Source organism: Acidovorax sp. JHL-9, from assembly GCF_000426205.1.
GTDB lineage: Bacteria > Pseudomonadota > Gammaproteobacteria > Burkholderiales > Burkholderiaceae_C > Acidovorax > Acidovorax soli.
Window position 1 is genome coordinate 32889 of the sequence record NZ_AUEX01000018.1, and the last position, 14211, is coordinate 47099.

Genomic DNA, 14211 nt, shown 5'->3' on the forward strand with positions numbered 1-14211 from the left:
GACCGTGTCAGACACAACCAGCCACAATGCGGCAGACCTTGCCACTGCGTCCGCGTGGCACGGACAGGCCCAGCTCCTGCAGCACCCGCAGCTGCGGCAGGCCCTGGGCCCTGGCAAAGGCCTTGAGCGCCTTGCAGCCGCGCTCCATGGCCGCCTGCCCGGCCTCGCCCGCCACGGGCAGGCGCAACACCAGCGTGTGCGCGTCCTGCTGGCGCAGGTAGAAATCAAACACGCCCGCGTCGTCCTCCAGCACCGTGGACAAGGCCAGCGGCAACAGTGTTACCGGCCGCCCGTCCGGCCCTGCCATGTGCAACAGGTCGTCGTGGCGCCCCTGCACCACCATCACCGGCAAGGGCGAACCACAGCTGCAGCGCCCGGCCTGCAACGTCACCTGGTCGCCCAGGTCGTAGCGGATGAGGGGCTGAACGGTGTTGGCCAGATTGGTCAGCAGCACGCTGCAGGCGGCATGGCCCGCCGGTACGGGACGGTGGTGCTCGTCCACGGGCTCCAGGATCACCCAGTCGGCGTTCAGGTGCATCTGGCCGTGGGCGCACTCCCAGCCCATGGAGAGGAACTCCGAGGCGCCATAGCTGTTGCGCACCACGGCACCCAACGCCCGTTCGATGTGGGTGCGCACGGCCGGGCTCAGCGTTTCACCACCGGTCCAGACCTCGTGCGGCGCGATGCGCAAGGCCCCCCGGTCCGCCTCGTCGGCCAGCAGCGCGGCCGCAGTGGGGTAGGTGGCCAGCACCGTGGGCGCAAAGTCATTCAGGGCGGCCACCAGCTCGGGCGTGGACTCCTGTATAGAAAAACTGCGGATGCGCCCCGCCAGCCACGGGTTGAGGGTGCGCAGCCGCTGCACCGAGACATAGCTGGCGAAATGCCCGCTGGTCGCCCCCACGAAGGCAATGCGCTCGGACAGGCACAGCGGGTCCAGCCAGCGCAGCAGGGGGCGCGGCGTGCTGCGGCGCAGCGCTTCGAGCGCGTCGTACACGGCCATGGCCTGCGCATCCTGCACAAAGATGCCCGGCTGGCCGCTGGTGCCCGAGCTTTCCCACACCATGTAGCGGCCCTGCCAGGGCGCGGCGATGCGCGCCGGGTCGGCGGTGAAGGCGCGCAAGGCATCCAGCCTGAGGCAGGGGTCTGTCACCCAGTCGTCAAAGCGTGCCATCAACTGGTGGCGTGTGACCACCGGCAAATCCTGCAGCGGCGTGCGGGCCGAGGCGTCAGCGGGCAGCAGCTCGCGGTAAAGGCGCGAGCCCTGGAGCGCGGCCTCCAGCAGCCGCGCCAGCCGCGCCTGCTGGCGCCGCGCCAGGCCCTGCACCGAATCGCGGTTGGCCGCCATCACCTCCAGCGACACCGCCGACAGGCGCAGCGGGTCGAACACGGTGCTCATGGCGGCGCCGCCCGGACCGGCCAGCCCACGGTTTGCGCCAGCAGCACCTGCTGGTTGGTGCCCAGGCCCATGGCCTGCGCCAGTGTGGTGCGGTCCAGCCAGGCGCGGATGACGGTGGCCAGCCCGGTGGATGCGGCCTGCAGGTAGACGTTTTGCGCCATGGCACCCGCTGCCGCTGCGGCGTAGGTGCCGCGCTGTTCGGCCGGCACCAGCTGCATGCGTGCATGGTCGGCCACATAGACGAGATCGAGCGGCGCGCTGTCCACAAAGTCCTGGTAGCCCGTGACGCGCCGCACATCGGCGACCACCATGCGCTGCAGTGCGTGGGCCAGGGGGTCGTAGAGGTACAGGCCTTCGGGCAGGGCCACGTACAGGTCCACCTCCTGCGCGTTCATGGCACTCGGCGCCGTGCGCCCGCCGCTGTCGTGCCGGTTGACGCCCGCCGCAGCCCACAGCAGGTCGGACAGCACCGGCATTGGCAGCGCCACGGGATCGAATTCGCGCTGCGACTGCCGCCGGGCCAGCGCCTGCATGAGCGGCATGCCGCCGTCGCACCGCGGCGGGGGCAAGGCCAGCACCGGGCTACCATCGCCCGTGGGGGGCTCGGGGCGCAGCTGCCCCATCAGCCCCAGCGCCATCTTGGTCAGCGGGTTCACGTTCACTCCTGTGCAGAGTTTCACCGGCCGCCATCAGACCACAGCGTCGCGCCGCTGCCTACCGGCAAGGCGCAGGCCGGTGCCCACCGGCAGAGCGCTCACACACCAGGAATTTGGTGAAATCACCTGAAGCACCTTATTCATGCGCGTTTTAAGCTACCAACAAAGTAGCAATCAACACGCAACAGGCAGCGCATACCCGCCAGATCTGGTCGAGAACTTCAGCGCCGCCCCAGGGCCTGTTCCACGCCGCGGTTGGCCAGGGCATCGGCCCGCTCGTTGCCCGGATCGCCCGAATGCCCCCGCACCCAGCGCCAGTCGATGCGGTGGCCGGCCCCGGTGACCAGCGCATCCAGGCGCTGCCACAGCTCGACGTTTTTCACCGGCTGCCTGGCGGCGGTGCGCCAGCCGCGCGCCTTCCAGCCATGGATCCATTCGGTGATGCCCTTGCGCACATATTCGCTGTCGAGGTACAGCGTCACCGCGCAAGGCCGCTTGAGCGCAGACAGCGCTTCGATCACGGCCAGCAGCTCCATGCGGTTGTTGGTGGTGCCGAGCTCGCCGCCAAACAGCTCTTTTTCAGTGGCGCCGGAGCGCAGCAAAACACCCCAGCCGCCGGGGCCCGGATTGCCCTTGCAGGCGCCATCGGTGTAGATCTCGATCTGGTTCAAACTTTTTTCCTGTGGATGCGGTCTGTGGTGCCCGCCACAATGGTGGGCGCCACGCTGGTGCGGTGCGACGGTTTCCGGGTGGCACCGCGATGGGCCACCGGCACCGACGCGGCAGCGCGCTGCGGTGCGGTGCGCCAGGCGGGCTCGAGCAGGCGCATGCCATGCACGCGCTTGACGGCCACCAGAAAGTACGCGGCCCCGAGTATCGGCCACCATTGATCGCCCAGGCGGTCCATCCAGGCAAATCTTTCCAGCCAGTGGCTGCTGCGTACGGCCGGCCGGTAGCAGCCAAAGCGCGCCGACTCGACCTCGAAATTGAGCAGCCGCAACCAGTCGCGCAGCCGCCGGTAGCCAATGAACTCGCCCGCATCCGGCAGGTACAGGCGGCCCCGCCCCAGGCGCTGGTACAGGCGCGCGCGGTGTTGGCGCAAGGCCCACAGGCTGACCGGATTGAGCCCGCTGATCACCACCCGCCCCTCGGGTACCAGCACCCGCTCCACCTCGCGCAGCGCGGCATGCGGGTCCACGCTCTGCTCCAGCGTGTGCGGCAGCACGATGAGGTCCAGGCTGTTGTCCGCAAACGGCAGCGCCACCGGGTCGGCCAGCAGGGCCAGCAGGCGCAGGGGGTCTGGCACGGGCGCAGCGCCAGCGGGTGGCGGGCTTGCGGCGCGGGTGCCCGGCAGCAGGGCCATGCCCTCTTCGCCCAGGGCCAGCCACTGGTGCGGCATGCGGTTGGCGCGCAGGCCGTCGAGCATCGGTATGCCGATCTGCAGGCCATGGAAGCCAAAGATGTCCGCCACCGCCTCATCGAAGCGCTGCTGCTCCCACGCCAGCAGGTAACGGCCGGGGGGGGAGTCGAACCAGTGGTGCAAACTTATAATTTGATCGCTCATGAACCTGCTACCGCTGCCCGCCTTTGCCGATAACTACATCTGGATGCTGCACAACGGCCACCAGGCCATCGTGGTGGACCCCGGTGACGCGGCGCCCGTGCTGCAGGCGCTGCAGGCCCAGGGGCTGCAGTTGCAGGCCATTCTAGTCACGCACCACCACGCCGATCATGTGGGCGGCGTGGATGCCTTGCGCGCTGCCACCGGCGCCCAGGTGTTCGGCCCGGCGCGCGAGCGCATCCCCGAGCCGCTGGTGCGCCTGGCGCAAGGCGACAGCGTGGATCTGCTGGGCCTGCGGTTTTCGGTGCTCGATGTTCCGGGCCACACGGCTGGCCACATCGCCTATTACTGCCCCGACATGGAGGGCGCGCCCCTGCTGTTTTGCGGGGACACCCTTTTCTCGGGTGGCTGCGGGCGCCTTTTTGAAGGCACACCCGCGCAGATGCTGGCATCGCTCGACCAGCTGGCCGCCCTGCCGGGCAGCACGCTGGTGTGCTGTACCCATGAGTACACGTTGTCCAACCTGAAATTTGCGCGTGCCGTGGAACCCGGCAACGCCGCCTTGCTCCACTACAGCAGCCATTGCACGGCCTTGCGGGCACAAAACCAGCCCACGCTGCCATCACGCATGGCGCTGGAACGTGACATCAACCCCTTTCTGCGTGTGCGCGAAGCCGCAGTCGCCGCAGCCGCCCAGGGCTTTGACGCCCGGGTCCCACAACACGACGCCGTGGCGGTATTTGCCGCCCTGCGCCAATGGAAAAACGACTTCCGATGAAAATTCTGCGCTTCGCCTGCCTTGCGGGACTGCTGTGGCTCACCGGCTGCGCCACCACCGGCACCCCCTCCAGCAACCAGTTCGACACCGATTCACCCGCGGGCACCGCCAGCCACACCCCCATCATCCCCAATGGGCCGCTGAGCCCGATCACGGCCGGCCGCGCCGCCAGCAGCGAAGTGGCCTCGCTGTTCACGCCCACCGACCTGTGGGAGCGCATTCGCCGCGGTTTTGCCATGCCCGACCTGCAGCACGAACTGGTCCAGGACCGCGAGCAGTGGTATGCCAGCCGCCCCGACTACATGCAGCGCATGACCGAGCGCTCCAGCAAATACCTGTTCCACATTGTTGAAGAGCTCGAACGCCGGGGCATGCCCACCGAGCTGGCGCTGCTGCCCTACATCGAAAGTGCCTTCAACCCGCAGGCCGTCTCCAGCGCCAAGGCCGCCGGCATGTGGCAGTTCATGCCGGCCACGGGCAACTACTTCGATCTCAAGCAGAACGCCTTTCGCGATGACCGCCGCGACGTGCTGGCATCCACCCGCGCCGCGCTCGACTACCTGCAAAAACTGTACGGCATGTTTGGCGACTGGCACCTGGCCCTGGCCGCCTACAACTGGGGCGAAGGCAGCGTGGGCCGCGCCATTGCCCGCAACCAGAAAGCCGGGCTGGGCACGCGCTACACCGACCTGAACATGCCTGCCGAAACGCGGCTGTATGTGCCCAAGCTGCAGGCCGTCAAAAACATCGTGGCCAACCCCGAGGCCTTTCGCACCGAACTGCCACTGATCGAAAACCACCCCTATTTCCAGACGGTAGACATCACCCACGACATCGACGTGGCGATGGTGGCCCAGCTGGCCGGGGTGCGCGAAGCGGATTTTCGTGCGCTGAACCCCTCGTTTCACCGTCCGACCATTTTTGCCGCAGGCACCCCCCAGATCCTGCTGCCCTGGGACAACGCGCGGGTCTTCCAGCGCAACCTTGACGCCAAAAACCAGGGGCAATACGCCAGCTGGACGGTGTGGTCCGTGCCCACCACCATGAGCGTGGCCGATGCCGCCCAGCGTACCGGCATGAGCGAAAACGACCTGCGCAGCCTCAACAACATTCCGCCGCGCATGCTGATCAAGGCCGGATCGGCGCTGATGGTGCCGCGCACCACCACCACCCGCCAGGATGTTTCGGCCCACCTGGCAGACAACGGCCAGCTGGCCCTCACGCCTGAAATCGTGACCCGCCGCACCACAGTGCGCGCCGGCAAGCGTGACACCGTGCACAGCATGGCACAGCGCTACCGCGTCAGCGTCGACAACGTGGCCGACTGGAACGATGTGAAGATCGGCGCAGCCTTCAAGGCCGGCCAGCAGGTGGTGATGTTCCTGCCAGTGCGCATGAGCAAAGGGTCATCGGCCAGCGGCTCAGCCAGTCGCACAACAGGAAGCAAGGCTCCAGCCCCCACACGCAAGGGTGGCAAGCCCTCCAAGAAACGCCGCTGAGCACGAGTGCTGCTGTGCCGTAGGCGCTTACCAGCGCAGGGTGTGCATGCCCAGCAAGCCCAAAGCGCCGATCACGATCAGGTAAAGCGCAACAATAGTGCTCAGCAGGCGCGGCATGACCAGGATGAGGATGCCCGCGATCAGGGAAACGAGCGGGCCAATGCTGAGGCTCAGCGACATGAGAGGGTCCTTTGAACTGGGTAAGGAAGAGTGGCGAACACCGGGCACAGCCCCGGTGGCCCGGCATTCTCACCCACGGCGCAGGCCAGCAGCGGCTTCGCACCGCCAGGGCGCGCATCTCACACACCGAATTTCTGCCGCGCCTTTCGGGTCAGGTCATCGGTGAAGGTGCGTGCCAGGCCGGCCCTGGTGCCCAACATGCCGGGATAGGACGGTGCAAGCGCCCGCAAGGCGGTTGCCGGCCCGTCCTCGGGCATGAGCCCATTGGGCGAAAACGTCTCGCGCACCCGGTTGAATGCCGCCAGATAGACCGCCCTGTCACCCAGCAGGTAACTGGCAGGCACGGCCTTGACCAGATCGGCCGGCGCTGCTGTCTGCAGCCACTTGAGCGCATGCACGATGCCGTTGACCAGCGCCTGTGCCACCACAGGCTCCTGGTGCAGAAATGACTGGGGCGCAACCAGGCAACTGGCGGGCATGGCGCCGCCAAACACCTCCTGCGTGGCCTGGAGCGTGCGCAGGTCACCGACAAGGCGCACCTCGCCCCGTTGCTCGAGCAGCGCCATGATGGGGTCGGCATGGCACAGCGCATGGATGCGGCCCGTGCGCAGCGCCGCCAGGGCAGCAACCCCCGTTCCCACGCCCACAAAGGAGACAGTGTGCACATCCACGCCCGCGCGGGCCAGCAGCATGCTCGCCATCACGTGGGTGGACGAGCCCAGGGCCGAAACGCCGATGCGCCGTCCCCGCAGGTCCGACGGCCCCCGATAGCCCGGCACCGCCCGCAGCGACACGCCCAGCGCCTGCTGCGGCGCCCGCCCCTGCACCACGAAAGCGCGGTAATCGTAGCCCCGGCCCTGCTGGCGCAGGGTGTGCTCATAGGCCACCGAGCAGACCTGGGCCACTCCGTCCTGCACCGCCCGCAAGGCCAGGGCACCACCGGGGTAGTCGAGCACCGTGACATCCAGCCCTTCGTCCCGGAAAAAACCCAGCCGGTCCGCGATGGTCAGGGGCAAGTGGTACAGCACAGCCTGCCCGCCCACCGCGATGGTGACGCGCCGCGCCGCAGCGCCGGGCGCATACGCCCAGGCGCCAGACGTGCATGCCGCGACTGCCGACAGGGCAGACAGGGCACCAAAGGCACGGCGGCTGACAGGAGGAAGGGGCATGGGGAAAAAAGCGGAAAAACAGGAAATTGCTGCAACGCAACAATCGTGCCGCAGCCGCTGCATGGGCGCATCAGGGTCTTCCCCTGAGCGCTTCTACGTATTGCCGTGCAGGCAGCAGCCCGCACCGTTTCAGCGGTAGCCGATGAAGAAAATGGCGATGTTCACCAGGAACGCCGCACCCCACACCGCGCTGCGGGCCTTGGGCATGTCCGAGACATACATCAGGATGTAGAAAACGCGCAGCATGATGAACAGGAAAGCGAGGATGTCGAGCAGGGTCTGCGCCGCACCCAGCTGGTGCGCAATGACGACCGCTCCGATGAAGAATGGCAGCGCCTCGAAACTGTTGGCCTGCGCCGCGTTCGCACGGGCATGCCAGTCGGACTGGCGGGCCATCCAGGCGCGCGGATCATGGTTGTCGTAGCCCCCTTCGCGGCGCGGCTTGCCCAAGCCACCGCTCTTGGCCAGCCACGCACACACCAGGGGCAACAGCACAGCCATGAAAACACACCAGTAGGCCACTGTGAAACGTGCCACATGCAAGGAATTCATTTTGTCCCTAAACGGATCTAGCAAAGCACCGACAAGCACTGCTCGCTATTAAATCGGGAGTATTTTAGTGCAATGCTTCACGCTATCCGGCACATAAAAAGGCGTCTTTTCGGCCCCGGCAGCGTTGCAAATCCTCGCGATACCACCCGGTATCGCGAGGATTTGCGCCTTGCCAGAACCAAAAATCCATCCTTTTTATTGGTGCCATCCAGCATGAAACACTGCACTAGCGACGAAAAGGCTAGCGACGGTCTACCAGCGCATGGGCGATGGTGCCCAGGTCCACATACTCCAGCTCGCTGCCCACGGGTACACCCCGCGCCAGCCGCGTGACATGCAGGCCCCTGCTTTTGAGCGCCTCGCTGATCACATGGGCCGTGGCCTCGCCCTCGGCATTGAAGTTGGTGGCCAGGATCACCTCCTGCACCACGCCGTTGGCGGCGCGCTCCATGAGCTTGTGCAGGCCGATCTCCTGGGGGCCGATGCCGTCGAGCGGGCTGAGCCGCCCCATCAGCACAAAGTAAAGCCCCTTGAATGCCCCCGTGCGCTCCAGCGCCGACTGATCGGCGGGCGTCTCGACCACGCACAGCCGCGTGGCGTCGCGCTCCGGGTCCAGGCAGGTGCTGCACACCTCGGCCTCGGTGAAGGTATGGCACAGCGTGCAGTGGTGCACCGACCCCACGGCCTCTTCCAGCGCCCGCGACAGCGCCAGCGCCCCCTGCCGGTCATGCTGCAGCAAATGGAACGCCATGCGCTGCGCAGACTTCACCCCCACCCCCGGCAGCCGGCGCAGCGCCTGGATCAGGACATCAAGGGAGTTGGTGGTGGACATGGGAAAGAAGGATGCGGGTGGCGGTGTGGGAGGGCGGAACCAGGCTTCGACAAGCTCAGCCCGAACGGCACAGTGAGAGAACCATTGCCCCCTTCACCCCGCGCTCAAGGGCGTAGCGAGCGCCTGCCAGGCTAGGCGGACGGAGCACAGCAACCGGAACGTACTTCCTGTACGTGAGGATTGCGAGCACCGCCCAACGACGCATGGCTGGCGCGCAGTAGCCAGGGCATCAGAAAGGGAATTTCATGCCGCCGGGGAGGCCTGGCATGCCTTGCGTGAGCTTGCCCATCTTCTCCGCCGAAGTCTCCTCGGCCTTGCGCACGGCCGCATTGAACGCTGCCGCCACCAGGTCTTCCAGCATGTCCTTGTCTTCGGCCAGCAGGCTGGGGTCGATGGTGATGCGCTTGACGTCGTGCTTGCAGGTCATCAGCACCTTGACCAGGCCCGCGCCCGATTCGCCCTCCACCTCGATGAAGGCCAGCTCGTCCTGCGCCTTCTTGAGGTTGTCCTGCATCGCCTGGGCTTGCTTCATGAGGCCGGCGAGTTGTCCTTTGTTGAACATGGTGTGGTTTCCTTTGCTTTCTTTCTGGTTGATCGATTCCCACAAGGGGTCTGAGATTCAGTATCTGAGATTCGCAGTATTGTGCGGCGCGCCGTCGGCATGCCGTAGAAACTGACGCTACCTAGGCCGGTGCTCCCGCGCAAGGGCAGCCCCGCCGCGCTGGGAGCGCTCCCCTCCCGCGAAGCGAGAGAGGGGGAAGGCGCCGAAGGCGACTCAGGGGGTGCTTCATCTCACGCAGGCTTGATGCTGCCCGGCACGATTTTCGCGCCGTAGTCGCGCACCAGCGACTGCACATAGGGGTCGTTCATCACGATGTCTTCGGCCACGCGCTGGCGCTCGGCGGCGGCGGCGGCATTGCGGCGGGCGGGGCTGTCAATCACCACACCCACTTCCACGCTGATCTGGCTGGCATGGCCGGCGGCCTCCAGCGCGGCACGCAGCCGCTCGCGGGCCAGGGGCTGGTTGAGCGATTCGCGTTCGACGCGCAGCAGCCAGTGGCCGCCATCCCGCGCCACCAGCTGGGACTGCAGGGCCAGCTCGCGCACCAGGGCGGTAATGGTTTCGGCCACCACCAGCTGCTGCACGGTGCGGTGCCATACGTCGCCTTCGTCCGTAGGGGTGTAGCGCGCCGAGACGGGGGTGGGCGCAGACAGGGGCAACGGCTGCAGCCGCTCACCAGGCTCGGGCAACTCCCGCACGGGAATTGCTACATATTCAGGAGCGATTTGCGCACGACCGGCATGCACCGGGGCCTGACTTCCATCAAAATCGTCGGTGGTGCGCACCGGCTGAACGGCGGCAGTGGGTGCTTCAGCCCGCACGGTATCCGGCCCGTCCGAACCCGGCCAAGGAGGCGGCTCGGAGGCATCGGAAGGGACGTCTTCTGACGGCGCAGAAGCGGACGGGGACGGCTGCACCGACAGGACCGGGGCGGTGGCAGCCGGGGCAGGGTCAGCCAACGCTGCGGGCTGCGCCCCAGAAGCTGCTACCGCACGGACCATCGGTGCCGGCACAGGGGCAGCAGGGGACGCCTGGAACCCGGCAGAACCAGCGGCGACCCGGCCCGAAGACGCCGCTTCAGACCGGATCAGAGTTTTTTTTTCAGCCGGTTCGCTCTGGGGCTTGAAGGCCAGCAGGCGCAGCAGCACCATGGTCAGTGCGGCATATTCATCGGGCGCCAGGCCCAGTTCGCCCCGCCCGTGCAGGCACAGGCTGTAGAGCAGCTGGGTTTCATCGGCAGGCATCAAGGCGGCCAGGCGGGCGGTCTCAGCCGCCTCGGGGTCATCGGCATCCACGGCGCCGGCCATCTGCGGCACGGCCTGGAACACCGCCATGCGCTGCAGCACGGCGCTCATTTCTTCGAGCGTGGACGCGGCCGACAAGCCATTCAGGCGCAGCGTGTCCGAGGTGTCCACCACGGTCTTGCCGTCGCCCCGGGCCAGCGCTTCGATGAGGCGGAACACGTAGGAGCGGTCCACCGCCCCCAGCATCTGGCGCACGGCGGCTTCCTGCAACTGGCCGCTGCCAAAAGCAATGGCCTGGTCGGTGAGCGACAGCGCATCGCGCATCGAGCCGCGCGCCGCGCGCGACAGCAGGCGCAGGGCCTGCGGCTCGGCCGCTACGTTTTCGGCTGCCAGCACCTGCGTGAGGTGCGACAGCACGGTCTCGGGCGCCATGGGGCGCAGGTTGAACTGCAGGCAGCGGCTCAGCACCGTCACAGGCACTTTCTGCGGGTCGGTCGTGGCGAGCACGAATTTCAGGTATTCGGGCGGCTCTTCCAGCGTCTTGAGCATGGCGTTGAACGCCGTGTTCGTAAGCATGTGCACTTCGTCGATCATGAAGACCTTGAAGCGCCCCTGCACCGGCTTGTACACCGCCTGCTCCAGCAGGCTCTGCACCTCGTCCACGCCACGGTTGGAGGCGGCGTCGAGTTCGGTGTAGTCCACGAACCGGCCGCTGTCGATATCGGTACAAGCCTGGCACACGCCGCAGGGCGTGGCCGTGATACCGCCCTGCCCGTCTGTACCCTGGCAGTTGAGCGACTTGGCCAGGATACGCGACACCGTGGTCTTGCCCACGCCGCGCGTGCCCGTGAACAGGTAGGCATGGTGCAGCCGCTGCTGGGTGAGCGCGTTGGTGAGGGCCTGCACCACATGCTCCTGCCCCACCATTTCGGTGAAATTGCGGGGACGGTACTTGCGGGCGAGCACGAGGTAGGACATGGGGGGTGATTCTAGGGCCCGCAACGCCACCCCCCTGCAAAACCGGCATGCGCCCCACACCAGGGACACCGCGCAAGGGCCGCGCCGCCGCGCTGGTGTCGTCCCCCTTCCCGAATTGCGCGGCAATTCGAGAGAAGGGGGAAACGGCGCGGCCGTTCAGGGGGTAGAATCTCACCCTGACGGGCCTCCCCGCATGGTGAAGCGGCCAACCGGGTCAGGTGGGGAACCAAGCAGCCCTAACTGTGGAGCCAGTGCCGGGGGTAGGGCTCGTCAACTTCTTTCCGATATTGCGTCAGGCAGGGTGACGAAAACCCTGCAGCCACCCGACAACACGACGAGGCGCCCGTGTTCGCAGAGAACTTCAACCCCCTTGCAGCGCTGACGGCTGCCAAGTGCCCCCGTTGCCACGCCACGGGGTTGGTCGAGATTGACGGCGAAGCCCACGACAAGGCGCCGGAGACCGACAAGCACCAGGCCAAGTTCCACGTCAGCCCCAGCCTCTATGCCCAGTGTCCGGCCTGCGGACTGGTCGGCGAATGGCCCGGCATGAGCGACCATTGACAACGATGCGGCGCCTGCCCAGCCCCTTTCTCGCCCTTGCATCCACTTTGTTTCCACGCCTTGGCACCCGTTTGAGTTTGCGCAGCACATGGCTGGCGCTCTGGCTGGCTGTTTGCGCCCCCATGGCAGGCGCCGCGCCCTGGCTGGTGGACGGACGCCCCGCGCCTGCGGCGCAGCAGGCCGTGGACATCCTGGCGGCGGCGGCCACCGAAGGCCTGCAGCCCGACGATTACCACGCCACCCGACTGGCGCAGGCCGTGGCCTCCGCCGCCCGTGGCCCCGCGCTGGGCCCCGATGCCGCACAGCAGCTTGAAGATGCACTCACCGCCGCCCTGCAGCGCTACCTGGGTGACCTGCGATCAGGCCGCATCGATCCGCGCCAGATCCAGCAGAACTACACCCAGCCCGCAGCCCCCCGCATCGACGCCACCACCGCCTTGCAGCAGGCCCTGGCCGCCCCCTCACTGGCCGATGCCGTGCGTGCCGCAGCGCCCCAGGTGCCCCTGTATGCCAGCCTGCGCACTGAACTGGCCCGCTACCGGGCGCTGGGCGCCCCCGCCGCCTGGGCCACCCCCCTGCCGGCGCTGCCGGGCCGCAAGCTGGAGGCCGGCCAGGCCTGGGCAGGCCTGGCCCAGCTGATGCAGCGCCTGGTGGTGCTGGGCGACCTGCCCGCGGATGCGCAGCCGCCAGCGCTTTACGACGAGGCCCTGCAAAACGGCGTGAAGGCCTTCCAGCAACGCCACGCTCTCGCCTCTGACGGCGTGATAGGCAAGGCCACGCTGGATGCCTTGGCCATTTCGCCCACCGCCCGCGCCCGCCAGATCGAGCTGGCCATGGAGCGCCTGCGCTGGACGCCCCTGCTGCGCGGCCCGCGCATGATCGTGGTCAACATCCCCGAATTCGTGCTGCGCGCCTACGAGGTGCAGGACGGACGGGTGTCGCTGCAGCTGGCCATGAAGGTGATCGTGGGCAAGGCGCTGGACACCCGCACGCCGCTGTTCGACGAAGACATGCGCTTCATCGAATTCAGCCCCTACTGGAACATTCCGCCTTCCATTGCGCGCAGCGAAACCATCCCCCGGCTGCGGCGTGACCCTGGTTATTTGCAGCAGCAGGGCATGGAATTTGTGGGCACCAACGGGCAGGTGCACAGCACGCTGGCGCCAGAGTACCTCGACGCCGTGCTGCGCGGGCAGATGCGCATACGCCAGCGCCCCGGGCCCAAAAATGCACTGGGCGACATCAAGTTCGTGTTTCCCAACAACAGCAACATCTACCTGCACCACACGCCCGCACCGTTGCTGTTTCAGCGCGACCGGCGCGACTTCAGCCATGGCTGCATCCGCGTGGAAGACCCCGTGGCGCTGGCCCAGTTTGTTTTGCACAACGACCCGGCCTGGCCCGAAACGCGCATCCGCGAGGCCATGGCCCGGGGCCAGTCGGCCACGCTGCGCCTGGCCAAACCCCTGCCCGTGGTGATTGCCTACAGCACCGCCATCGTCAAGCAGGGCCAGCTGCATTTCTTTGCCGACCTGTACGGGCAGGACAGACTGCTGGACCAGGCCCTGCGCCAGCAATCCGAGCAGCGCCGCCTGCGCGCCGGCGCACTCTGATAAAACCGGTTTCACCCCTTCCTGGAACATGCCATGACCCAGCCCACCCACCCTCTTGCACCGGAACGCCGCCGCTTTCTGGGCACGGGCAGCCGCTGGCTGGTGACCGGGGCCCTGCTGCCGCTGGCGCAGCCCGCCCTGGCCAGCCTGCCCGACGCCCGCAGCCTGTCGCTGGACCACACCCACACCAGCGAGCGTCTGGCCCTGGTGTATGCGCTGGGCGAGCAGTTCGTGCCCCAGGCGCTGAGCAGCCTCAACCATTTCCTGCGCGACCACTACAGCGGCGAGGCCGGCCTGATGGACCCGCAGCTCTTCAACCTGCTGCACCGGATCCGGCAGGAGCTGCGCGCGCAGCAGCCCTTCCAGGTCATTTCAGGCTATCGCAGCGCGGCCACCAACCACACACTGCGCACCACGCGCGGTGGCGGCGTGGCCAAGCGCAGCCTGCACATGGATGGCAAGGCCATCGACGTGCGCCTGCCCGGCGTGCAGTTGGCCAGCCTGCGCGACGCCGCGCTGGCGCTGGGCCTGGGTGGCGTGGGTTTTTACCCGCGCGAGCAGTTCGTGCATGTGGACACCGGCCCCGTGCGCCGGTGGTGATGAAGCGCTATTTTCAATAGCTACTGGCGC

General features: G+C 67.3%; 15 protein-coding genes and 1 other RNA gene. 6 read left to right on the forward strand and 10 right to left on the reverse strand.

Annotation, left to right across the window (positions count from 1 at the left end; translation table 11 throughout):
- Positions 1-7: 7 nt before the first annotated feature.
- The 4 genes from K225_RS0112730 to K225_RS20780 form a co-directional block, all read right to left on the reverse strand.
- Complete coding sequence (locus tag K225_RS0112730; RefSeq protein WP_026436778.1) at positions 8-1396, reverse strand: phenylacetate--CoA ligase family protein; 1389 nt, start codon at positions 1394-1396, stop codon at positions 8-10.
- Positions 1393-2052, reverse strand: coding sequence for a SagB/ThcOx family dehydrogenase (locus K225_RS0112735; protein ID WP_026436779.1), 660 nt, complete (start codon positions 2050-2052; stop codon positions 1393-1395). The genes K225_RS0112730 and K225_RS0112735 overlap by 4 nt, the downstream gene beginning before the upstream one ends.
- 221 nt (positions 2053-2273) lie before the next feature.
- Complete coding sequence (rnhA, locus tag K225_RS0112740) at positions 2274-2723, reverse strand: ribonuclease HI (protein ID WP_026436780.1); 450 nt, start codon at positions 2721-2723, stop codon at positions 2274-2276.
- Positions 2720-3616: a class I SAM-dependent methyltransferase gene (locus K225_RS20780; protein ID WP_081679680.1), complete on the reverse strand. Its 897-nt coding sequence runs from the start codon at positions 3614-3616 to the stop codon at positions 2720-2722. The genes rnhA and K225_RS20780 overlap by 4 nt, the downstream gene beginning before the upstream one ends.
- Here K225_RS20780 and gloB point away from each other — a divergent pair.
- Positions 3615-4391: a hydroxyacylglutathione hydrolase gene (gloB, locus tag K225_RS0112750; protein ID WP_026436781.1), complete on the forward strand. Its 777-nt coding sequence runs from the start codon at positions 3615-3617 to the stop codon at positions 4389-4391. The genes K225_RS20780 and gloB overlap by 2 nt on opposite strands.
- Positions 4388-5890 (forward strand): transglycosylase SLT domain-containing protein, encoded by a 1503-nt coding sequence (locus K225_RS0112755; RefSeq protein ID WP_026436782.1) that lies wholly within the window; start codon positions 4388-4390, stop codon positions 5888-5890. The genes gloB and K225_RS0112755 overlap by 4 nt, the downstream gene beginning before the upstream one ends.
- Positions 5891-5917: 27 nt before the next feature.
- Here the strand turns inward: K225_RS0112755 and K225_RS21745 are convergent, their stop codons facing one another.
- From K225_RS21745 to dnaX, 6 genes are all read right to left on the reverse strand, one after another.
- Positions 5918-6070: a DUF3096 domain-containing protein gene (locus K225_RS21745; protein WP_081679681.1), complete on the reverse strand. Its 153-nt coding sequence runs from the start codon at positions 6068-6070 to the stop codon at positions 5918-5920.
- Between the two features lie 119 nt (positions 6071-6189).
- The gene (locus K225_RS0112765; protein ID WP_026436783.1) at positions 6190-7239 is read right to left on the reverse strand and encodes an ABC transporter substrate-binding protein; all 1050 of its coding nucleotides are present in this window, start codon (positions 7237-7239) and stop codon (positions 6190-6192) included.
- A 129-nt stretch (positions 7240-7368) separates the two neighbouring features.
- Positions 7369-7791, reverse strand: a complete 423-nt coding sequence (locus tag K225_RS0112770; RefSeq protein WP_026436784.1) for an MAPEG family protein — start codon at positions 7789-7791, stop codon at positions 7369-7371.
- 241 nt (positions 7792-8032) lie between these two features.
- Positions 8033-8623, reverse strand: a complete 591-nt coding sequence (gene recR / locus K225_RS0112775) for a recombination mediator RecR (RefSeq protein ID WP_026436785.1) — start codon at positions 8621-8623, stop codon at positions 8033-8035.
- A 229-nt stretch (positions 8624-8852) separates the two neighbouring features.
- Complete coding sequence (locus tag K225_RS0112780; protein WP_010457931.1) at positions 8853-9185, reverse strand: YbaB/EbfC family nucleoid-associated protein; 333 nt, start codon at positions 9183-9185, stop codon at positions 8853-8855.
- 230 nt (positions 9186-9415) lie between these two features.
- Complete coding sequence (gene dnaX, locus K225_RS0112785) at positions 9416-11407, reverse strand: DNA polymerase III subunit gamma/tau (RefSeq protein WP_026436786.1); 1992 nt, start codon at positions 11405-11407, stop codon at positions 9416-9418.
- A gap of 178 nt (positions 11408-11585) precedes the next feature.
- Between dnaX and ffs the strand changes: the two genes are divergently transcribed.
- From ffs to K225_RS0112800, 4 genes are all read left to right on the forward strand, one after another.
- Positions 11586-11682, forward strand: an RNA gene (ffs, locus tag K225_RS21750) — signal recognition particle sRNA small type.
- A gap of 70 nt (positions 11683-11752) precedes the next feature.
- On the forward strand, positions 11753-11968 hold the full coding sequence (locus K225_RS0112790) for a hypothetical protein (protein WP_026436787.1): 216 nt from the start codon (positions 11753-11755) through the stop codon (positions 11966-11968).
- A 122-nt stretch (positions 11969-12090) separates the two neighbouring features.
- Entirely contained in the window at positions 12091-13581 is a 1491-nt protein-coding gene (locus tag K225_RS0112795; RefSeq protein ID WP_081679682.1) for a murein L,D-transpeptidase, read from the forward strand.
- A 33-nt stretch (positions 13582-13614) separates the two neighbouring features.
- The gene (locus K225_RS0112800) at positions 13615-14181 is read left to right on the forward strand and encodes a DUF882 domain-containing protein (RefSeq protein ID WP_026436789.1); all 567 of its coding nucleotides are present in this window, start codon (positions 13615-13617) and stop codon (positions 14179-14181) included.
- Positions 14182-14211: the final 30 nt, after the last annotated feature.

Bases quoted from the DNA above. Each gene is read 5' to 3' on its own strand.
- K225_RS0112780 (WP_010457931.1), bottom strand. From the start codon at position 9,185: ATGTTCAACAAAGGACAACTCGCCGGCCTCATGAAGCAAGCCCAGGCG.
- K225_RS20780 (WP_081679680.1), bottom strand. From the start codon at position 3,616: ATGAGCGATCAAATTATAAGTTTGCACCACTGGTTCGACTCCCCCCCC.
- K225_RS0112800 (WP_026436789.1), top strand. From the start codon at position 13,615: ATGACCCAGCCCACCCACCCTCTTGCACCGGAACGCCGCCGCTTTCTG.
- K225_RS0112730 (WP_026436778.1), bottom strand. From the start codon at position 1,396: ATGAGCACCGTGTTCGACCCGCTGCGCCTGTCGGCGGTGTCGCTGGAG.
- dnaX (WP_026436786.1), bottom strand. From the start codon at position 11,407: ATGTCCTACCTCGTGCTCGCCCGCAAGTACCGTCCCCGCAATTTCACC.
- K225_RS0112770 (WP_026436784.1), bottom strand. From the start codon at position 7,791: ATGAATTCCTTGCATGTGGCACGTTTCACAGTGGCCTACTGGTGTGTT.
- gloB (WP_026436781.1), top strand. From the start codon at position 3,615: ATGAACCTGCTACCGCTGCCCGCCTTTGCCGATAACTACATCTGGATG.
- K225_RS21745 (WP_081679681.1), bottom strand. From the start codon at position 6,070: ATGTCGCTGAGCCTCAGCATTGGCCCGCTCGTTTCCCTGATCGCGGGC.
- K225_RS0112795 (WP_081679682.1), top strand. From the start codon at position 12,091: ATGGCAGGCGCCGCGCCCTGGCTGGTGGACGGACGCCCCGCGCCTGCG.
- recR (WP_026436785.1), bottom strand. From the start codon at position 8,623: ATGTCCACCACCAACTCCCTTGATGTCCTGATCCAGGCGCTGCGCCGG.
- K225_RS0112765 (WP_026436783.1), bottom strand. From the start codon at position 7,239: ATGCCCCTTCCTCCTGTCAGCCGCCGTGCCTTTGGTGCCCTGTCTGCC.
- K225_RS0112755 (WP_026436782.1), top strand. From the start codon at position 4,388: ATGAAAATTCTGCGCTTCGCCTGCCTTGCGGGACTGCTGTGGCTCACC.